Source organism: Paenibacillus sp. J2R1T-4 (assembly GCF_059692235.1).
Window position 1 is genome coordinate 50924 of the sequence record NZ_JCAUBA010000009.1, and the last position, 19458, is coordinate 70381.

The 19458-nt window shown below is 48.0% G+C and carries 17 protein-coding genes; 12 read left to right on the top strand and 5 right to left on the bottom strand.

Going from position 1 to position 19458, the window contains the following annotated elements; all coding sequences use genetic code 11:
• Positions 1-11 precede the first annotated feature (11 nt).
• From mnmM to mnmL, 3 genes are all read right to left on the bottom strand, one after another.
• Complete coding sequence (gene mnmM / locus AC58QD_RS16430; protein WP_497335105.1) at positions 12-650, bottom strand: tRNA 5-(aminomethyl)-2-thiouridylate-methyltransferase MnmM; 639 nt, start codon at positions 648-650, stop codon at positions 12-14.
• A gap of 192 nt (positions 651-842) precedes the next feature.
• The gene (locus AC58QD_RS16435; protein ID WP_497335107.1) at positions 843-1574 is read right to left on the bottom strand and encodes a c-type cytochrome; all 732 of its coding nucleotides are present in this window, start codon (positions 1572-1574) and stop codon (positions 843-845) included.
• 24 nt (positions 1575-1598) lie between these two features.
• Positions 1599-2558 (bottom strand): tRNA modification radical SAM protein MnmL/YtqA, encoded by a 960-nt coding sequence (mnmL, locus tag AC58QD_RS16440; RefSeq protein WP_497335109.1) that lies wholly within the window; start codon positions 2556-2558, stop codon positions 1599-1601.
• A gap of 332 nt (positions 2559-2890) precedes the next feature.
• Here mnmL and AC58QD_RS16445 point away from each other — a divergent pair, with 332 nt between their 5' ends.
• Together AC58QD_RS16445 and trmB are read left to right on the top strand one after the other, a co-directional pair.
• On the top strand, positions 2891-3097 hold the full coding sequence (locus tag AC58QD_RS16445) for a hypothetical protein (protein WP_497335111.1): 207 nt from the start codon (positions 2891-2893) through the stop codon (positions 3095-3097).
• Between the two features lie 147 nt (positions 3098-3244).
• Positions 3245-3976 carry a tRNA (guanosine(46)-N7)-methyltransferase TrmB gene (trmB, locus tag AC58QD_RS16450; RefSeq protein WP_497335113.1) on the top strand — a complete coding sequence of 244 codons (732 nt, stop codon included), beginning with the start codon at positions 3245-3247 and terminating at the stop codon, positions 3974-3976.
• A 59-nt stretch (positions 3977-4035) separates the two neighbouring features.
• Here the strand turns inward: trmB and AC58QD_RS16455 are convergent, their stop codons facing one another.
• Together AC58QD_RS16455 and AC58QD_RS16460 are read right to left on the bottom strand one after the other, a co-directional pair.
• Complete coding sequence (locus AC58QD_RS16455; RefSeq protein WP_497335115.1) at positions 4036-5151, bottom strand: MGDG synthase family glycosyltransferase; 1116 nt, start codon at positions 5149-5151, stop codon at positions 4036-4038.
• Positions 5152-5233: 82 nt separating this feature from the next.
• Positions 5234-5761 (bottom strand): phosphatase PAP2 family protein, encoded by a 528-nt coding sequence (locus AC58QD_RS16460; RefSeq protein WP_497335117.1) that lies wholly within the window; start codon positions 5759-5761, stop codon positions 5234-5236.
• A 665-nt stretch (positions 5762-6426) separates the two neighbouring features.
• Between AC58QD_RS16460 and AC58QD_RS16465 the strand changes: the two genes are divergently transcribed.
• From AC58QD_RS16465 to AC58QD_RS16510, 10 genes are all read left to right on the top strand, one after another.
• On the top strand, positions 6427-7665 hold the full coding sequence (locus AC58QD_RS16465; RefSeq protein ID WP_497335119.1) for a glycosyltransferase family 2 protein: 1239 nt from the start codon (positions 6427-6429) through the stop codon (positions 7663-7665).
• 268 nt (positions 7666-7933) lie between these two features.
• Positions 7934-8431, top strand: a complete 498-nt coding sequence (infC, locus tag AC58QD_RS16470; protein ID WP_497335430.1) for a translation initiation factor IF-3 — start codon at positions 7934-7936, stop codon at positions 8429-8431.
• 21 nt (positions 8432-8452) lie between these two features.
• Positions 8453-8656 carry a 50S ribosomal protein L35 gene (rpmI, locus tag AC58QD_RS16475; protein WP_497335121.1) on the top strand — a complete coding sequence of 68 codons (204 nt, stop codon included), beginning with the start codon at positions 8453-8455 and terminating at the stop codon, positions 8654-8656.
• A gap of 50 nt (positions 8657-8706) precedes the next feature.
• Positions 8707-9066: a 50S ribosomal protein L20 gene (rplT, locus tag AC58QD_RS16480; protein WP_497335123.1), complete on the top strand. Its 360-nt coding sequence runs from the start codon at positions 8707-8709 to the stop codon at positions 9064-9066.
• A 598-nt stretch (positions 9067-9664) separates the two neighbouring features.
• The gene (ilvB, locus tag AC58QD_RS16485; protein WP_497335125.1) at positions 9665-11416 is read left to right on the top strand and encodes a biosynthetic-type acetolactate synthase large subunit; all 1752 of its coding nucleotides are present in this window, start codon (positions 9665-9667) and stop codon (positions 11414-11416) included.
• The gene (gene ilvN, locus AC58QD_RS16490) at positions 11413-11901 is read left to right on the top strand and encodes an acetolactate synthase small subunit (RefSeq protein ID WP_497335127.1); all 489 of its coding nucleotides are present in this window, start codon (positions 11413-11415) and stop codon (positions 11899-11901) included. The genes ilvB and ilvN overlap by 4 nt, the downstream gene beginning before the upstream one ends.
• Positions 11902-12039: 138 nt before the next feature.
• Entirely contained in the window at positions 12040-13032 is a 993-nt protein-coding gene (ilvC, locus tag AC58QD_RS16495) for a ketol-acid reductoisomerase (protein ID WP_497335129.1), read from the top strand.
• A gap of 268 nt (positions 13033-13300) precedes the next feature.
• The gene (locus AC58QD_RS16500) at positions 13301-14851 is read left to right on the top strand and encodes a 2-isopropylmalate synthase (protein WP_497335131.1); all 1551 of its coding nucleotides are present in this window, start codon (positions 13301-13303) and stop codon (positions 14849-14851) included.
• A gap of 605 nt (positions 14852-15456) precedes the next feature.
• Positions 15457-17205: an ABC transporter ATP-binding protein gene (locus tag AC58QD_RS16505; protein ID WP_497335133.1), complete on the top strand. Its 1749-nt coding sequence runs from the start codon at positions 15457-15459 to the stop codon at positions 17203-17205.
• Positions 17206-17229: 24 nt separating this feature from the next.
• Positions 17230-19368: an ABC transporter ATP-binding protein gene (locus AC58QD_RS16510; RefSeq protein WP_497335135.1), complete on the top strand. Its 2139-nt coding sequence runs from the start codon at positions 17230-17232 to the stop codon at positions 19366-19368.
• Positions 19369-19458: the final 90 nt, after the last annotated feature.

Genomic DNA, 19458 nt, shown 5'->3' on the forward strand with positions numbered 1-19458 from the left:
TCATTGTCTCCTTATATGAATGATGATTTGGCAGACGGCTTCTTCTTAAGGATAGCAATCAAGTAGGGTGCCTCTGCTCGGACATTAATGAAGCGGTAGTGGACAGCTTGATATTGCTCTTGCGGCAGCTGCTCGGTCCACGCGCGGACAGCGTCTGCTTCCAGGCTGCCCCCCTCGTGTCCGCTGTATAGAACGATCGTTATGACTCCTCCTGTTGTCAGAACACTTAGAGCAGCTTCAAGCGCAGGGATAGTCGTCTCAGGCTGTGTAATAATGGGGGGCTGTCCGGGCCCTCCGCCATCAACTGCGGTTCCTCCTGGCAAATAGCCGAGATTGAACATGACTGCCCCGACTCGACCGATGACATCGGCGGGAAGGGCGTCAAGCATCTCGGAATGGCTGCGGAGGTACAGCTTACAGCTGGCTGTACGATTACTGCCAGCACCATGCCCGGCGATGCGCTGCTCAGCAATATCCAGCGCGCGCTGTTGAATATCGAAGCCGTACACGGAACCTGTCGGCCCAACTGCAAGGCAGAGGAACAGTGTATCCACGCCGTTCCCTACAGTAGCATCTATCGCAATGTCTCCGGGTTGCAATCGTTCGGATACCCAATGCTGCGCGCTGCTTAATACGGATCTGAATCCCATGTCAATCACCACTCTGTTCTTTCATTTCAATCGCGTTCGAAGCCGTCAGAAGTCGTCTGTCGCTTCTTGTTCAGCAATAGCTCAATTACAGGATATGTAGCAGATTGGGGCGTGGCTAATGAATGCGAATTCGCCCCGATTACATCGAATTGCTCATCTCTCCGTCATATAGATCTGTGCTCAGGCTGCTACCTACTTCTTCGCTGCCAGCCAGTCCGCCAAAAGCTCAACCGAGGCTTGATCAAGGCTCTTCTCGAATGCGGGCATTCTGGAGCCGCCTTTGCTGATCTGAGTCATAATTTGCTCCTTCGTCTGCTTGGCCCCTACCTTTTGCAGGTTCGGTCCGATTTTGCCCTCTAGCGAGTTCCCGTGGCAGGACATGCAGTTGCTCTTGTACAGAGTCTCAGCCTGGACGCCGGCATCAACACTAGCAGCAGCAGCAGCAGGTGTGGATGCAGCCGTTGCTGGTTCACTAATACCAGGCGCTGCTGTAGGCGCAGGTGGAGCTGGCGGAACCGCTGTGGCTGCAGGAACCGGCACAGATGTGGCAGGAGCCGCTTGTACTGTCGGAGTAGGGGTCGCGGTTTGGGTCTGGTTAAGCTGAGTATTTACCGGCTCCGACTTGGGCAGATCGCTTACTTGCGACCCTGGAGTTTGTATAGGAGACATGGATGGACCGTCAGGCCGAGACGTCGCTTTCGGTGACTCTGTCGGTGAATCGGTCCTGGCTGGTGTTGATATCCCGGATGGGGTAGAGCTGGCCGTTACAGGCTCTACCATTCTGGAGCTGCTTCCATTAGGGGAGGTCGCGTCCGGTTTGTCCTCCCCGCAAGCAGCTAACAGCAGAGTCAAGGATAATGATCCGCAGAGGACGAAATTTTTGACAGCTATCTTTAATAGTTGTGAGTGAGTTTCTCTATTCATACCTAATCAACTCCCGTTAATAAGTTAGGACAGGGGCGACAGTTTCCCTTGCCATGTATTACGAGACTTTAATTCAGCATCGATGGCATTCAATACTTCCCACTTCTTCAAGCTCCACATCGGACCGATAAGCAGATCACGCGGAGCATCCCCAGTAAGTCGATGGACGATCATTTCGGACGGCAGAAACTCAAGCGTATCTACGATCAGCTTCACATACTCGTCCTTGTCCAGAAAGCGCAGCAGCCCTGCTTCATATTGCTTCACCATAGGAGTCTTACGCATCAGGTGTAACAGATGGATCTTAATGCCCTGTACATCCATAGCAGCAACGGCTCTGCCTGTATCAAGCATCATCTCATGCGTTTCTCCAGGTAATCCGTAGATGATGTGGGCGCAGGTGCGGATGTTGTGCTTGCGCAGCTTGGCTACGGCGTCCAGGTAGCACTGGGTGTCATGGGCGCGATTGATCAGCGTGGAGGTTTCCTCATGCACCGTCTGCAGACCCATCTCGACCCATAAGTAAGTGCGTTCGTTCAGCTCCGCCAAATACTCGATAACATCATCGGGCAAGCAGTCCGGTCTGGTCGCAATCGATAATCCAACTACTCCAGGCTGCTGCAAAATGATCTCATAGTACTCGCGCAATTCATCAACGGGTGCGTAAGTGTTCGTATAGGCTTGAAAATAACCAATATACTTCGCTTCCGGCCATTTCAGGTGCTGGAGGTCACGAATCGTATTGAATTGTGTAACCAGATCATCTCTGCGGCTTCCTGCAAAATCCCCTGAGCCGCGAGCGCTGCAGAATGTGCAGCCGCCGGCCGCTATACTCCCGTCCCGATTGGGACAAGTGAAGCCTGCGTCTAACATCACTTTGAACACCTTGGTGTCAAATTGCTCGCGCATTTCATAATTCCATGTATGAAATCGTTTATCCCCCCAAAGGAGAGGTTGCTGGTGTTGCCGGATTATGCCATTCATAGATAGCCTATAACTCCTTCGTCTTACATTGTTGACAGCAGGGTGTCCTGTGCTTCCATTGTAACAAATGCAGGCTTCTTCTACCAATGAAGCTTGCTATCTACATAAATTTCAACATGTTTAGCTAAATAGCCGGACGTTTTATTATGCAATATTAACAATGTTTTTTGGAAGTAAATCAGCGTCCAATTGTTGCTTTTTACTTGATAAACCTGACATGGTATGTTATATTAAAACCAAGATACAGCAAGCATTCCACCACAATTCGTACTTGGATTCATAAACATGTTCAGCGAAGGGCATACTGGAAATAAATCCGAGAGGTGATAACGATGAATTCAACATTTGAGATTCCGAATGGCGATGAGAAGATCATGATTGAATTGACTGTGAAGGAAGCGTTGGCTTTGAGCGGAGGTTCGCGGTTCCAGCCTGCTAGTCTTGTAGCTTTGAGTGCGAAGCGGAAGCTTCGAAGGGAATTGGAACATAAGTTGATGCCGGAAGCTGAGAAGATTCATTATTACACTTTGGACATATAACGATTCAACAAGCACCTCTTCAGCGGATCCTGCGGGATTTGTTGAGGAGGTTTTCTTTTTGCTGTATGATGGGACTACTAACGTTGACAACGTATGCAGCCCCGGCGCGCGTTGTCACAATAAGCATTTTGTGGAGGATCAGCAGCTATGCGGTTAAGAGGTAGAAAAGGAATAAAAGAAGCGATCGAAAGTCAAAAGGAACTGATTATTCTTACACCAAGCGATTACAAAGGACGTTGGAAAGATTTTTTCGGTAATGACAAGCCCATTCATGTAGAACTTGGCATGGGAAAAGGGAAGTTCATCTCTGAGATGAGCGTACTCCATCCTGATGTTAACTATATCGGTGTGGATATGTATGATGAGCTGGTTCGCAGGGCAAGTGAGAAGGCCCGTTTGGCAGCTGATCGTGAGGATGGGGCAGCACCAGCGAATCTGGCTCTTGCTCGCATGAACATTGAACGGATAGAGGAGGCCTTTGCTCCTGGCGAGATTGATCGTATTTATCTCAACTTCAGTGATCCTTGGCCGAAGAAGAAGCATGCCCGCCGCCGATTGACTCATTCCGGCTTTATGCTCAAATATAAGGAGTTATTAAATGAGAACGGTGAGATCCATTTCAAAACGGACTCCCGCACTTTATTTGAATTCTCGCTGAATACATTCGCTGACATGGGACTTCGAATGAGGAACATTTCGCTTGATCTGCATGCGGATGGTCCGGCTCCTGACAATGTGATGACCGAATACGAAAGCAAATTCTCTGGGCGCGGCTTCCCCATACACCGGATTGAAGTGGTGTTGGGAGAAAGTGCGTTGCGTCTGCACTTACAGCAGCTGTCTGCGAATAAGGCTGAAGAGCAGCAAGAAGAGGAATGAAATAAGCAAGAGGACCGTCTGGAATTAAGTCTCCGGACGGTCCTTTTGTATAGTGCGTGCTATGACAGCATTTGCATAATGGCAAGGGTGCAAGGATTGGGGTTGCTGATAGGCCAGTCTTGTATCATTGCTGCCCTGCGTTCTTGAATGAGAGGATAGTGGCGAACCAGATTCTCGAAACAGGAATCAATCGTCTCAAGGGATTTGATTTGTTCGCCAAGCCCTTGCTCGGTGAAATATTGACAGTTCTCTTCTTCTTGTCCTGGGAGCGGACTATAGAATAACATCGGGATTCCTTTGGCCAGACCCTCAGAGCAGGTCATTCCACCGGGTTTGGTGATTAGCAGATCGGATACATCCATTAACTTATCAATCTCACGGGTAAAGGCGAGCAGATGAATGTTCGGATGTTGGAACTCGGCTTGTTCTGCAAGCTCCTGACGCAGCTTCTCATTGTTGCCCATGCAATAAATGAATTGGATGCGGTCCCGCCAGCAGGTTAAATACGACATCAGGTTTTCTTTGTCCACCATACCCCAACCGCCACCCATTACGAGAACCGTTGGCATTTGCTTGAGACCGAACTGCTGACGGAGTTCCTCCCGATTATGCTGTTCCCTGAAATTGGGGTGTACCGGAATTCCGGTTACTTCAATGGAGTGGTCAGGAACCCCTTTTTGCATAAGCTTGTCTTTCACCTCTGCGGTTGAAACCAAGTATTTATTGACTTCTGGGTTGATCCAAGTCCCATGTGCATCATAATCGGTAATAACTGTACAAAGGGGGACATTAAGTCCAGCACGCTTCAAACGAGATACGACAATATTCGGAAAAGGATGGGTACAGACGATCGTGTCGGGCTTCAATTGTTGAATTAATTCTGATGTTTGACTGTAGAAGATTCGGTGGAGCGCAAGCTGGGTAATTCGATTCAGAGACTTCTTATATTGGGAACGGTACACCATTCCGTACAGTTTCGGTTGGGATATAAGTGTCTTTCGGTATGCGGAAAAAATCCATGGCGCAAGCGTAGGGTGCAGAAATGTTCCAAGCTCCATAACGCGCGTCCTCAAATGGGGTGAGAGTTGTCGCAATCCCACGGATAAAGCGTGAGCAGCTTGCGTATGGCCTGCTCCGAATCCTTCGGATAGCAGCAAGATTCGTTTCTTTCTCAACGGTCGTCACCTAACCCTTTATCCAATGTTCCAAGGCTCCATCAGCAGTACTAGCCATACGATAACCTAACAATAATCGAAGTCAGCCGATCAATGCAACTGTGAGCAAAGCAGAGCACGTTCCCAGCAAGCTGCCTGCAAGGCAGTCGGATGGATAATGTAAGCCTAGATAAATACGCGATAGGCTTACCGAGGCTGCGAGCGGAAAAAGAATAATGCCGCTAGCGGGAGCGAAGCAGACGAATGGAACAACAACAGCGAAGATTGCCGTCGAGTGTCCAGAAGGAAAGGAATGATCCTTTAACGGGTTTTTTCCGAAATTCACATTGGAATGAGTAAGATAAGGCCTCTGACGCGGATACTTTTTTTTCACCCATGCAACAGGGATGTGACTGATCACCAAGGCAATCAAAGCTTGCCACGCAGAAGATCGCAACGGTCCTTCTGCAACAATTGCAACCCCTACACACGTCAGTATAGTAGCAGTGGCACCGCCTAAGTGAGTAATAACTCCGAACAACCGATCCAGAACAGCATGCTGCAAACGACGATTGACCCAAAAGAACAGTTGATTTTCATGGTGCAGCAGCCAACTTACAACACGGCTCATAGAAGGTTCCTCCTTAAACATTTGCTGGAGCAAATGTATTACGAAAGCTATAAGCTTCCAGGATTACAGCTTAAGTGTAAGCTGCATTTGTTAGCAGAGTATTATCGCAATAATAAATGAAAATTAATTTAACATGATATCCGAAAAGCATACATGGTTATACTGAATATAATGAAATCCTTGTATGAGAGGAGATCACGTCCATTATAACCTAACGCAGGATAGACATTCCAATTTAGTCTCCATATAGTGTTCGTCGTGAACCGCTTCATTTCGACTTAACTAAAGGCAAAACGGGTTGAAAGGGTGCGAAAAAAGTCGAAAGGTCTTAGCAGATAGGTCTTAAAATAGGCCTTAGTTAAGGTTGTTTCGTGAGGAGTGGTTCAGTATAATGGAACTCGTACCTTCACCAAATTTATAAATATACAGCAAACTGGTGGATAGACGAAGCAATTGGCTGTAATGCGTAAGAGTTAAGCCCTAAGACCCGATAAAATCATCATATTCCTTAATTTCTGACTTATTGGAGCGAAAATGGGATTTTGACAAATCGGTGTAAAGAGAGGAAAATCATATTCGGTCACACATTTGTATACCTTTGCTAAATTTTTACACTACAACGTACTAGAGAGAAAGGGTCAATATAAACAAAAGGGGGGTCATTCATGCTAGACTATATCGTACTTACCATGCAGCTGTTATTGGCAGGTATGGGAGGGTACCAACTGTTCTTCACTTTTTTTGGTTATTACAAGCGTACCGCCAAAGTTCAACATCCCGCTCAGAAAACTTTTGCAATCCTGGTAGCGGCTCACAATGAGGAGAAGGTTGTGGGGGCGTTAATCGATAACTTGAATAAACTCGACTATCCCAAAGAGATGTATGATGTATTCGTTATTTGCGACAATTGCACCGATCAGACCGCGCAAATTGTTACAAGTATGGGAGCTAAAGCTTGCGTACGTAACAATCCGGCCTTGAGAGGAAAAGGATATGCAATTGAGTGGATGCTGAAGGAATTGTGGAAGATGCCAAAGTCCTATGACGGTGTAGTTATTGTTGATGCCGACAACTTGGTCAATGCAGACTTCCTGAAGCATATGAATAACGACTTGTGCTCAGGCTCCAGAGTTATTCAAGCTTATCTGGATACGAAGAACCCGCAGGATTCCTGGATCACAGCTGCATATGGTGTTACTTACTGGTATTGCAACCGTCTGTGGCAGCTGCCTCGTAAGAACTTGGGATTGGCGAATTTCCTTGGGGGAACCGGGATGTGTTTCGAATCGTCCCTGCTTAAGGAGATGGGTTGGGGAGCAACAAGCCTCGTCGAAGATTTGGAGTTCACGGTTCGTTGCGTGCAACGCGGTATTAACCCGACTTTCAATTATGAAGCGAAGGTGTTTGACGAGAAGCCTTTGACGTTCAAGGCGTCTGCACGTCAGCGCTTGCGCTGGATGCAGGGTCACTTTGCAGTAGCAAGACGTTACTTCTTCCCACTGTTATGGCAAGGACTGAAGGAACGCAATTGGGCTAAGATTGATACGGCCATCTACACCGTGAATGTGTACAACGTATTGCTAGGCTTTATTTTTAGCTCCATCCTGTGGATCAACTTGTTCTTACCGGGTGTGGCCAAGCTCAGCTCGCTGTATGATTATTTACCTGGCGGATTGGTTACGGGACTTACGCTGTTCATCTACTTGCAGTTCCCAGTTGCGCTTATGCTTGAGAAGGTCAAATCGTGGAAAATGTACGTATCGCTCATTACATTCCCGATCTTCTTAATCTCTTGGTACCCGATTACGCTCTATGCGTTCTTTACTCAGAACAACAAGACATGGAGTCATACGCAGCACACACGTGTCATACGCATGGAAGAAATTCAGAGCAAGCAAGGTTAATTGCACGGTCCTTTTGAGTTTGACAGGTCGCGCAGTTGATGATATAGTAGCAAGAGTGTCTTTAACAAGATATGCACTAAGCAGAGGCGCCCGCTTCTCACCTGACCAACTTCGTTGGCTGGTTCACGCATAACGTTCATTCTAATGGATTAGTTGAATTGCGGAATGAGATGAGATGTGGGCGGTTAACAACTGCTCGCATCTTTTTTGTTTGGAGTTCATTCATGCTTCACAACTTTGGAGGTGGAACGTTATTAGTAAAGATCATATGGTTAATGATGAAATTCGTGTCAAAGAAGTTCGCTTGATCGGTCCTGAAGGAGAACAATTAGGGATTAAGCCGATTCGCGAAGCAATGCAAATTGCTACAGACGCGAGTCTCGATCTGGTCAATGTAGCTCCTACCGCGAAGCCGCCGGTATGCCGGATTATGGATTACGGTAAATTCCGTTATGAAATGCAGAAGAAAGAGAAGGAAGCCCGTAAGAATCAGAAAGTGGTCGAGCTCAAGGAAGTGCGTTTGTCCGCCACGATCGATGAACACGACTTCCAGACGAAGATGCGCAATGTGGTTAAGTTCCTGAATGAAGGCGATAAGGTGAAACTGTCCGTTCGATTCCGGGGACGCGAGATTACCCACGCTAGCATCGGTCAAAAAGTTTTGGAGCGGATGGCGACTGAAGTTGAGGAATTGTCCGTTGTTGAGCGCAGACCGAAGCTTGAAGGTCGCAGTATGATTATGATTTTGACACCTAAGCAAGCCTAATTTGAAGGAGGATATACCAAGATGCCGAAGATGAAATCACACAGCAGCTTGAAAAACCGTATAAAGATCACTGGGACTGGTAAAGTCATGAGATATAAGGCTTACAAAAACCACTTGATGTATGGTAAATCACCAAGCCAGAAGCGTACATTAAGCGGGCAGCCTATTATGGCAACTGGGGATGTAAAACGCCTGAAGCAGCAAATTTCTTTGATTAAGGGTTAATTCTGCAACACCTGCAATAATGATTCACTAATTCTAGGAGGTTGAACACTATGGCAAGAGTTAAGGGCGGGTTCGTCACTCGTCGTCGTCATAAAAAGATTTTGAAGCTTGCAAAGGGCTACTTTGGCTCCAAGCACCGCTTATTCAAAACAGCTAACGAACAGGTTATGAAATCCCTGATGTACGCATACCGGGATCGCCGTCAGAAAAAACGCGATTTCCGTCGTCTTTGGATCGTTCGGATCAATGCTGCAGCCCGTATCAACGGATTGTCCTACAGCAAATTGATGCATGGTTTGAAGCTTGCTGGTATCGAAGTAAACCGCAAGATGCTGGCTGATCTGGCTGTTAACGATGCAAAAGGATTCGCAAGCCTAGCTAACGCTGCAAAGCAAACAAGCAACGCTTAAGAAGCGTTTGATGAGCCGTCCCGCGAGGGGCGGCTTTTTATGTATTCCGAAGCCATCTGAGAAAAATCAGCGGTCAGTTTAGACAGAAGCAGCTCATTTTCATATTCCTACTTGACTAATAATCTGGGAATGCTATAATTATCTTCAACATTAAACTTCTTGTTATCGGCTATGATGAGGACGAAGTGATAAAGGCCCTTATGTACAGAGAGCGATAGGAATTGCTGGAACCTACGCCGTAATCCTTTATTAACGAGCTCACCTCGGAGCTGTTTTCCTGAACAACAGATGAGATTCATATCTGGATCAGTAGGGAGAATCGGATTGGCACTCGTTATTGTGCCGCAAGTCTCGGACAGAGCATTCGCTCTTAGAAGACAACTTGCTAAGGCCGTACATCGTGAGGTGAACGGCAAACTTGGGTGGTACCGCGGAAGAGTTAACCCCTTTCGTCCCGTTTGCGCATTTATTGTGCAGGGATGAGAGGGGTTTTTTGCTTTTAAATTAAGCTTGTTTCAAGCAAGGAATGGGTCTTCGGGAAAGATGTCAAGCGCTTGGCAATCTGGAACGGAGATACAGACTGAGAGGAGGATTACTCATGAGTACTCAAATGGAAATGGAAGCTACTATGTCTAATGAAGATCTGCGCAAGAAATTGCTTCAGCCTGATGTGATTTCGGGTTCGGAGATCTTGCTCCGTTCGTTATTGTTGGAAGGTGTTGATTGCGTATTCGGTTATCCCGGCGGCGCGGTTCTCTATATTTATGATGCGATGCATGGCAACGAAGATTTCAAACATTTATTGACTCGCCATGAGCAGGGGGCGATTCATGCAGCAGACGGTTATGCGAGATCTACTGGAAAAGTTGGCGTTTGTATCGCCACCTCGGGTCCAGGGGCTACGAACCTGGTAACTGGAATTGCTACTGCTTATATGGATTCCGTACCGCTCGTTGTGATTACAGGTAATGTTGCGACTAACTTTATCGGAACCGACGCGTTCCAAGAGGCGGATATTACGGGTATTACAATGCCGATTACGAAGCACAGCTACCTGGTACGCAAGGTTGAAGATTTGCCGCGCATTATCCACGAAGCGTTCCATATTGCCAACACAGGCCGTAAAGGACCGGTATTGATTGATATTCCGAAGGATGTATCGGCGCTGACAACAGCGTTCCACTATCCCGACCAGGTCAATATTCGCGGTTATAAGCCATCAATGGAAGTAGATGCTTCTCAGGTGGATGCATTACTGCAAGCGATTGAACAAGCAGAACGTCCAGTCATTCTGGCGGGCGGCGGAGTTGTATATGCGAATGCCTCCGAGGAACTGATCGAGTTCGTGAACAAGACACAAATTCCGATTACGACTACCTTGCTTGGTCTTGGCGGGTTCCCGAGTGCCCATGAGTTGTGGTTGGGCATGCCGGGGATGCACGGTACTTATACGGCTAACCATGCACTGCAGAACGCAGATCTGATCATATCCATTGGCTCCAGGTTCGATGATCGCGTAACGATGAAGCTCGACGGATTCGCTCCTAAAGTGAAGTTCGTTGCACACATCGATGTGGATCCAGCGGAGATTGGTAAAAATGTCAAGGTTGACTACCCAGTCGTAGGTGATGTAAAAGTAGTATTGACAGCAGCTAATGGAAAAGCGAAATCAGCTAAATCGAAGGAATGGATTGCCAAGATTAAAGATATGAAAGCAACCTTTCCTTTGAAATATAAAGATTCCGAAGATGAGCTCAAGCCCCAATACGTAATTGAGATGATCAATGAAACCACGAATGGCGAAGCAATCGTCACGACTGACGTAGGGCAGCATCAAATGTGGGCGGCTCAGTACTATAAGTTCAAAAATCCTAGATCCATGGTTACTTCAGGCGGCCTTGGGACGATGGGCTTCGGATTTCCATCCGCGATCGGAGCCCAAATGGGCAACCCGGACAAACTGGTTGTTTCCATCAACGGCGACGGCGGCATGCAGATGTGTGCACAGGAGCTAGCGATCTGTGCGATTAACAATATTCCAGTCAAGGTTGTTATTATCAACAATCAAGTACTCGGGATGGTACGACAATGGCAAGAGATTATCTATAACAATCGTTATAGCCATATTGACCTTGCGGGAAGTCCTGACTTCGTCAAACTGGCGGAAGCCTACGGAGTGAAAGGTCTGCGCGCTACGAACAAGGAAGAGGCACGCCGTGCTTGGCAAGAGGCTATGGATACACCAGGTCCCGTCGTCATCGACTTCGTCGTTCGCAAGGAAGAGAATGTATTCCCGATGGTTACGGCAGGGTCGTCAATTAGCGAAATGATAATGGGGGATTCGGAATGAGTGCTAGAAAACATACCATTTCCGTACTAGTGAACAATCAGCCCGGTGTGCTGCAACGGGTATCCGGATTGTTCGGTCGCCGCGGCTTCAATATCGACAGCATTACAGTGGGAGAATCCGAAGAGCCGGGGCTCTCCCGAATGATCATCGTTACTTCTGGCGATGACAATACATTAGATCAGGTTAGCAAGCAGTTATATAAGCTGATCGATGTGATCAGGGTGGAGGACCTGAGCTCCAATCCGATGGTAGCTCGTGAAGTTGCTCTCATTAAAGTAGAGGCGGGACCGAGCGAAAGACCAGAAATTCTCGGAATCGTGGAGACGTTCCGTGCAGCTGTTGTCGATATCGGCCCTGCTTCACTGATCGTGCAAGCCGTCGGAGATACCGACAAAATTGACGCTATGGCAGAGCTGCTTAAGCCCTACGGCATTCGCGAATTCTCTCGCACAGGTGTAACCGCGATGATCCGCGGTCTGGCCTAATTCCAAGATTTCATTCTAATACGCAATCCTATGAGTGGGGGTCCGGGTTAAGAAAATCGGTTCAATCACAACACCTTTTTACTTCTTAATCGGGACGCCCACTCATAGGGTTTAAAATTAAAGGAGGCAATTAATCTCATGGCAGTAACAATGTACTACGAAAAAGACGCTGATTTATCCATTCTTTCCGGTAAAACCGTTGCTGTAATCGGCTACGGAAGTCAAGGTCATGCTCAAGCGCAAAACCTGCGCGACAGCGGTGTGAAAGTTATTATTGGTCTTCGTGAAGGCCGCTCATGGGAGCAAGCGAAGAACGATGGTTTCGATGTTTATGCAGTATCCGAAGCTGCTCGCTTGGCTGATGTTATCCAAATTTTGATGCCGGATGAGACTCAAGCTAAAGTTTACAACGAAGAGATCAAGCCTAACCTCAAAAAAGGCGCAGCGCTTGTATTCTCCCACGGTTTCAACATTCACTTCGGTCAAATCGTACCGAACAAAGATACGGACGTTCTGATGATTGCTCCAAAATCTCCAGGTCACCTTGTTCGCCGCGTATATGTTGAGGGCTTTGGCGTACCAGGACTAATTGCAGTTGAGCAAGATGCTTCCGGTAATGCCCATGCGCTTGGTTTGGCTTATGCCAAAGGGATTGGTTGTACTCGCGCAGGAGTTATCGAAACTACATTCAAAGAAGAAACAGAAACCGACTTGTTCGGTGAGCAAGCTGTTCTTTGCGGAGGTACATCTGCTTTGGTTAAAGCAGGCTTCGAAACTTTAGTTGAAGCTGGTTACCAACCGGAAATCGCCTACTTCGAGTGCTTGCATGAGTTGAAGCTGATCGTCGACCTGATGTATGAAGGCGGATTGGCTACAATGAGACATTCGATCAGTAACACAGCGGAGTACGGCGACTATGTAACAGGCCCTCGCATCGTTACAGACGAAACTAAGAAAGAAATGAAACGTGTTCTTTCTGACATTCAACAAGGTAAATTCGCTCGCGACTTCATCTTGGAGAACCAATCGAACCGCGCATTCTTGACAGCTACTCGCCGCAACGAATCCGAGCACCAACTAGAAGTAGTAGGCCGCGGGTTGCGCGATATGATGCACTGGATCAAGAAGTAATTTGGCGCATTTATAGAGAAAAGATCGAAATAAGTTCAATCCATAGGCGTCAGTCCGTTGGGTACGTGCAACGAGTTCCGTTGTGGACCAGTTTCTTTCATTGTATTGGCCTTCGGGCGGATGAAACTGGTCCACAAAAGTCACTTCTTATGCACGTACCCTAACTACCTGACAATGGATTGAACTTATTTTACAAAAAGTCTCCATAAAATCGCCAAAGAGGAAAAAAAGGAAAAGAAAATAAAGAAAAGAAAAGGAGGGTGTGGAAATGAGAAAGATCTATATATTCGACACGACGCTGCGCGATGGCGAGCAATCCCCTGGAGTTAACCTGAATACCCAAGAGAAGGTGGAGATCGCCCTCCAGCTCGAGAAGCTTGGCGTCGACCGGATGGAGGCAGGATTTCCGGCTGCATCACCGGGCGATCTAGCGGCTGTGGCCGCGGTTGCGCGTGCGGTGAAGAATGCCAGCGTCATTGGCCTTTCTCGCTCCCGCGAGCAGGATATCGATGCGGTAAGGGAAGCGTTGAAAGATGCGCAGGATCCTTGCTTGCACTTATTCCTTGCTACCTCTCCAATTCATCGCAAACATAAGCTGCGGATGGATAAGCATCAGGTGCTGGAGACAGCGGAAGCGGCGATTCGTTATGCCAAAAAGTACTTCGGGAAGGTCGAGTTCTCACCTGAGGATGCGGCGCGCACCGAGCTTGATTTCTTGTGCGAGGTAACCGAGATGGCGATTCGCGCAGGGGCTACCGTCGTGAATATTCCAGATACCGTCGGATATATGACGCCGAATGAATATGGCCACATCTTCAAGACGTTGAAGGAGAATGTGCGCGGCATTGAAACGATTCAGCTGAGCGCACACTGCCACGACGATCTTGGAATGGCGACGGCCAATGCGCTCGCCGCTATTATGAATGGTGCCGATCAGATTGAAGGCACCATTAACGGCATAGGCGAGCGTGCGGGTAACACCTCGCTCGAGGAAGTGGCTATGGCGCTTGAGACGCGCCAAGAGTTCTACCAAGCGAAGACGTCGCTTGTGTTGCACGAGATTGCCCGTACAAGCAGACTGGTTAGCAAGCTAACCGGTATGCCTGTTCCGGGCAACAAAGCGATTGTCGGCGCGAATGCCTTCGCGCATGAGTCCGGCATTCATCAGGATGGAATGCTCAAGGAGAAGACTACGTACGAGATTATGTCCCCGGAGACGATTGGTCTCAAGGAAAGCAAGCTCGTACTGGGTAAACACTCCGGCCGTCATGCTTTCCGGGAAAGACTGATTGATCTCGGTTATGAGCTGTCGGATGAGCAATTGAATGAAGCTTTTGCGAAGTTCAAAGATCTCGCTGATCGCAAGAAGAACGTGACAGGCGAGGACATTCGTGCGTTAATCGAAGAGAAGCTTGTACAAACACCGGAAGTGTTCGTGTTGGATACGATTCAAGTCTCATACGGGAATCAATCGACGCCAACGGCCACGATTCGAATTCGTACAGCTGAAGGCTCTCTGATTGAGGAGGCTGCACTTGGCAATGGGTCCGTAGATGCAATCTACAAGGCGATTGACAGAGCTACTCAAGAAGAGGTTGAGCTGGATGACTACTCGATCAAATCGGTATCGCAAGGTAAAGATGCTCTTGGTGAGGTTCATGTTGTGATGAAGCAGGGCGAGATTTCGGTACAAGGCCGCGGCATCAGCACGGATATTCTAGAAGCTAGCGCCAAAGCGTATATCGATGCGATTAACCGCGTTATTGACAAACGAAAGTCACCAGGCGGCAATCGACGTGATAATATGTCCTTGATCTAAATCTTTATGATAGCCTCCACAGGTTGTTCCAACCTGTGGAGGCTATTTTTTTTGAGGCGTGCTTGGTAGAGTGAATGGATGGATGATCAGTTGTTAAATGTATTGAAATTGCTTTAATGAACTAAAGTAGATGTCGAAGAATTATACAGAGATAGGAAAATTGAGCCTGTTTTCAGCTGAAGATGTATAAAATTTCGACGTGGAACCTTGAATAATATAAAATGCTTTTAATAGAACTTTACCCGTTCTGAACACCGTTAAGGATGTATAATAACTAAAGACATGAAAAGCCGAGTAGATTTCGATTCATTCATACTTTTGAGGGAGGGATTATCGTTATGATTGCTTTTGTAGAGGATCGGCATAGTTTCATTAACGTTGTTCATATAGATAGCGATAATAATGTGACCCCCCGCCTTCGTGTTCGGATGCGTTGACATTTTCGGTTTCCCGGGCCGATGTCTCGTGTACGTAAGACAGATCAGCGCACAGGTCACGATGCAATCGTGGTGTGCGTTTTTTTATTTCCATAAGTGGAAAAGAAGCACACAGCTTGAAGTCGGCCGTGTGCTTTTGTGATATCAGATAGAGAAGGGAGAAAATTTATGCTTTCAGTACTGGGGAAGTTAGGGTGGTTTTTCCGATTGGAGTGGAAGAGGTATGCAATTGCGATCCCTTTGCTCATTATAGCGGGCTTGATCGAGGTTATCCCACCAAAAATCATAGGAGATATGATCGACCACATACAGAAGGGCACTCTTCATTGGGGGCTGGTGACGGAAACATTGCTTCTGCTTGGTGGACTAACCGTAATCATCTATTTCATCACATACGTTTGGATGTACCGATTATTCGGCGGCGCATTCATGGTGGAACGGTTGTTGAGATCGCAGCTTATGAGGCATTTTCTTAGAATGACGCCTACGTTTTATGAGAAGAACCGCACTGGCGATCTGATGGCACGAGCGACAAACGATTTGAAGGACGTATCGATGACAGCCGGTTTCGGGATTTTGACGCTTGTTGATTCGACCGTATGGATGTTGACCTTGATTGGTGTTATGACTCTTCTGATTTCTTGGAAATTGACGTTAGCTGCTGTGCTGCCGCTGCCGATTCTTGCCATAACGATGCAGATATATGGGAAATGGATTCATCAACGGTTTAAAAATGCGCAAGATGCTTTCGGCGTAATGAACGATGGGGTGCTTGAGACGATATCCGGTACCCGTGTCATACGAGCATTCGTGCAGGAGCGTGCCGCTGAGCAGAAGTTCAGAAATGTGACAACAGATGTGCTTGGCAAAAACATCGCCGTGGCTAAGATAGATGCACTTTTCGAGCCTACGATAAAGATTGTTGTCGGTGCAAGTTATCTGATCGGTCTCGGGTACGGAGCCAACCTCGTGTTCCACAACGAGTTGACGATCGGATTGCTCGTCACATTCAATGTGTATCTAGGGATGCTGATCTGGCCGATGTTTGCGATTGGTGAACTTATTAACATTATGCAGCGCGGAAACGCATCGCTCGACCGTGTGAATGAAACACTGTCCTACCAGGCCGATGTCGATGAGTCTCCAAATGCACTTCGTATTGCAGAACCGGACGCGATTGAGTTCAGGCATGTAACGTTCCGCTATCCAACCTCGGAGACCGACAATTTGCTGGATTTGAAGATCCGATTGCAGCGGGGACAAACGCTCGGTATTGTAGGGCGTACAGGCAGCGGCAAAACGACACTCATCAGGCAACTTCTCCGCGAATACCCCAAGGGAGACGGACATTTGTCCATTTCCGAACAGCCGCTAGAACAGATCGCTTTTGACGATTTGAAAGGATGGATCGGCTACGTGCCGCAAAGTCCGTTCTTGTTCTCACGGACGGTGCGCGAGAATATATTGTTCGCGGCAGGGGAGCAAGCAATAGATCAACTTAATGAAGCGATTGAATTATCCGCATTCAAGAAGGATCTCGAGTTTTTACCGAAGGGAGTCGAGACGCTTGTCGGGGAGAAAGGCGTAGCCCTTTCGGGCGGACAGAAGCAGCGGGTCTCCATTGCGCGCGCGCTGCTGGCGAATCCGCAAATCTTGATTCTCGATGACGCTTTATCGGCGGTAGACGCCAAGACGGAAGCAGAAATCATCTCGAATATCCGGCGGTCTCGAACCGGTAAGACGACACTGATCGTCACACATCGTCTGTCGGCGGTTCAGCACGCGGAGCATATTGTAGTGTTAGATGATGGACGAATAATAGAAGAAGGCACACACGAGGAACTGCTCACATTGGGAGGATGGTACTGGGAGCAATGGAATCGTCAACAGGCGCAAGCGACGCTTACAAGTGTGTAATCGGAAAGGTGGAGAGATATACCGATGAGTGGGGAATTTGAATCCGTATTAGACCGCGATGAATTGCGTCGAGTGCGAACGGGAAAGCGGTTGTTACAATATGCAATGTATTATAAGAAGTCCATTCTGCTAGCGCTGCTCATGTTGGCGATTGCAATCGGGACAGAGCTCACCGGGCCGTTCATAGCGAAACGGATCATCGACGAGCATGTGACTGGAATCGAAAAGCCGTGGTATCGGGTTGCAGCTGGATCCTCGGGCAGTGTGAATTATTCAGGCGCTGAGTGGAAACGGGGAGACCGAGTGCCGGTTAATGAACGGGGCGAGGAAGCACGGGTGCTCCAAGTAGGCAGGGATTTCTACTTCGTACCAGGCGGCATCTCGGAAGACGGAGAAAGAACCGTCACGATGGGGGATAGCGGTGCGGCAGCTTTAGTTATTACGAAGAACGGGGTGGTAGCGCAATACAAAGCGCAGCCTCTCACTACGGAGCAGCTGTTTACGTTCTATAAACCGGAATTCGCGGGCATTTTTGATTTATCATGGATTTATATAGCTTTTTTGGCCGTTTCGGCAGTATTCAGCTATGGACAGCGCTACGTACTTCAATCTTCGGCCAACCGTATTATCCGAAAGATGAGGGACGATGTGTTCTCTCATATCAACCGTTTGCCGATCCGTTACTTCGACAATTTGCCTGCCGGGCAAGTCGTGTCGCGGATTACGAACGATACCGAAGCGATTAAGGAATTGTACGTCACCGTGTTAGCGAATTTTTTCTCAGGTACGTTATACATTGTTGCGATTATTGGTGCTATGTTTTTGCTGGACGCACGTCTGGCGTTGATCTGTATGCTTGTGATTCCGATATTGGCTGTATGGACCGTCATTTACCGGAAATATGCAGCTCATTACAACCGAGTCATTCGTTCGACTTTGTCTGAAATGAACGGAATGATTAACGAATCCATTCAAGGGATGACGATCATTCAGGCATTTCGCCGCGAGAAGAAGCAGGAGGAAGAGTTCGAGGCGTACAACAAGCGTTATTTCGACTTTCGGAACAAGATGTTGAACTTGAACGCCTTCACATCGCATAACTTGGTAGGCGTCATTCGGAACATCGCTTTTGTTGCTATGATCTGGTATTTCTCGGGGGTATCGCTCGGAACCGTTGTAGGAGGCGTTTCTCTCGGTGTACTGTATGCGTTCGTTGATTTTCTGAACCGGATGTTCCACCCGATCGTCAATATCGTGAACCAACTGCCGAACCTGGAGCAAGCCCTCGTGAGCGCAGAGCGAGTATTCGTGCTGTTGGACGAAGAGGGAGAAGATATTTCTGACGAGAAAATGCAGCGCTACAAGGGAAATGTCACCTTTGATAACGTATGGTTCTCTTACAAAGACGGCGAGCCGGTGCTTAAGGGAATCTCGTTTGAAGCGAAGCAAGGTCAGACAGTTGCGCTTGTGGGACATACCGGATCTGGCAAAAGCTCGATTCTTAACCTGCTCTTCCGATTCTACGATGTCGATTCGGGCAAGATTAAGATCGACGGCTTTGACATACGGGGCTTGTCCCGGCAAAAATTGCGCAATCATATGGGCATTGTGTTGCAGGATCCGTTCCTCTTTACGGGAACGATCGCTTCTAACGTGTCACTCGATGACCCTTCGATTTCGCGGGAACGAATCGAGAAGGCGCTTCGTGATGTAGGCGCGGAACGTTCACTCGCGAATCTGTCAAGAGGCTTCGATGAGCCGGTTATCGAGAAGGGCAGCACGCTCTCGGCGGGTCAGCGCCAGTTAATCTCGTTCGCACGGGCACTAGCCTTCGATCCGGCGATTCTCATCCTTGATGAAGCAACATCGAACATCGACACAGAGACGGAAGCGGTCATTCAAGATGCGCTGGACGTGGTGAAGAAAGGCCGCACGACGTTCGTCATTGCTCACCGTTTGTCGACAATAAAGAGCGCCGACCTTATTCTGGTCTTAGACCGCGGGGAGATCATGGAGCAAGGCACACATGACGAGTTGATGGCGGCGGGCGGCAAATACTATCAGATGTACGAATTGCAACAAGGCACAAACACGGCGGGGCGCTCCCCGGAAACCGATCCGGTAACCTCCGTGCCAATACTAGCTTCTGCTTCCAACGTGTAATGATAGGGGCCTGCTCTGAAACAAGAGCGGGCCTATTTTCTATTCGATCCGGTCGAGATCCATCTGTTTCTCAAAACGACCATTAACGTA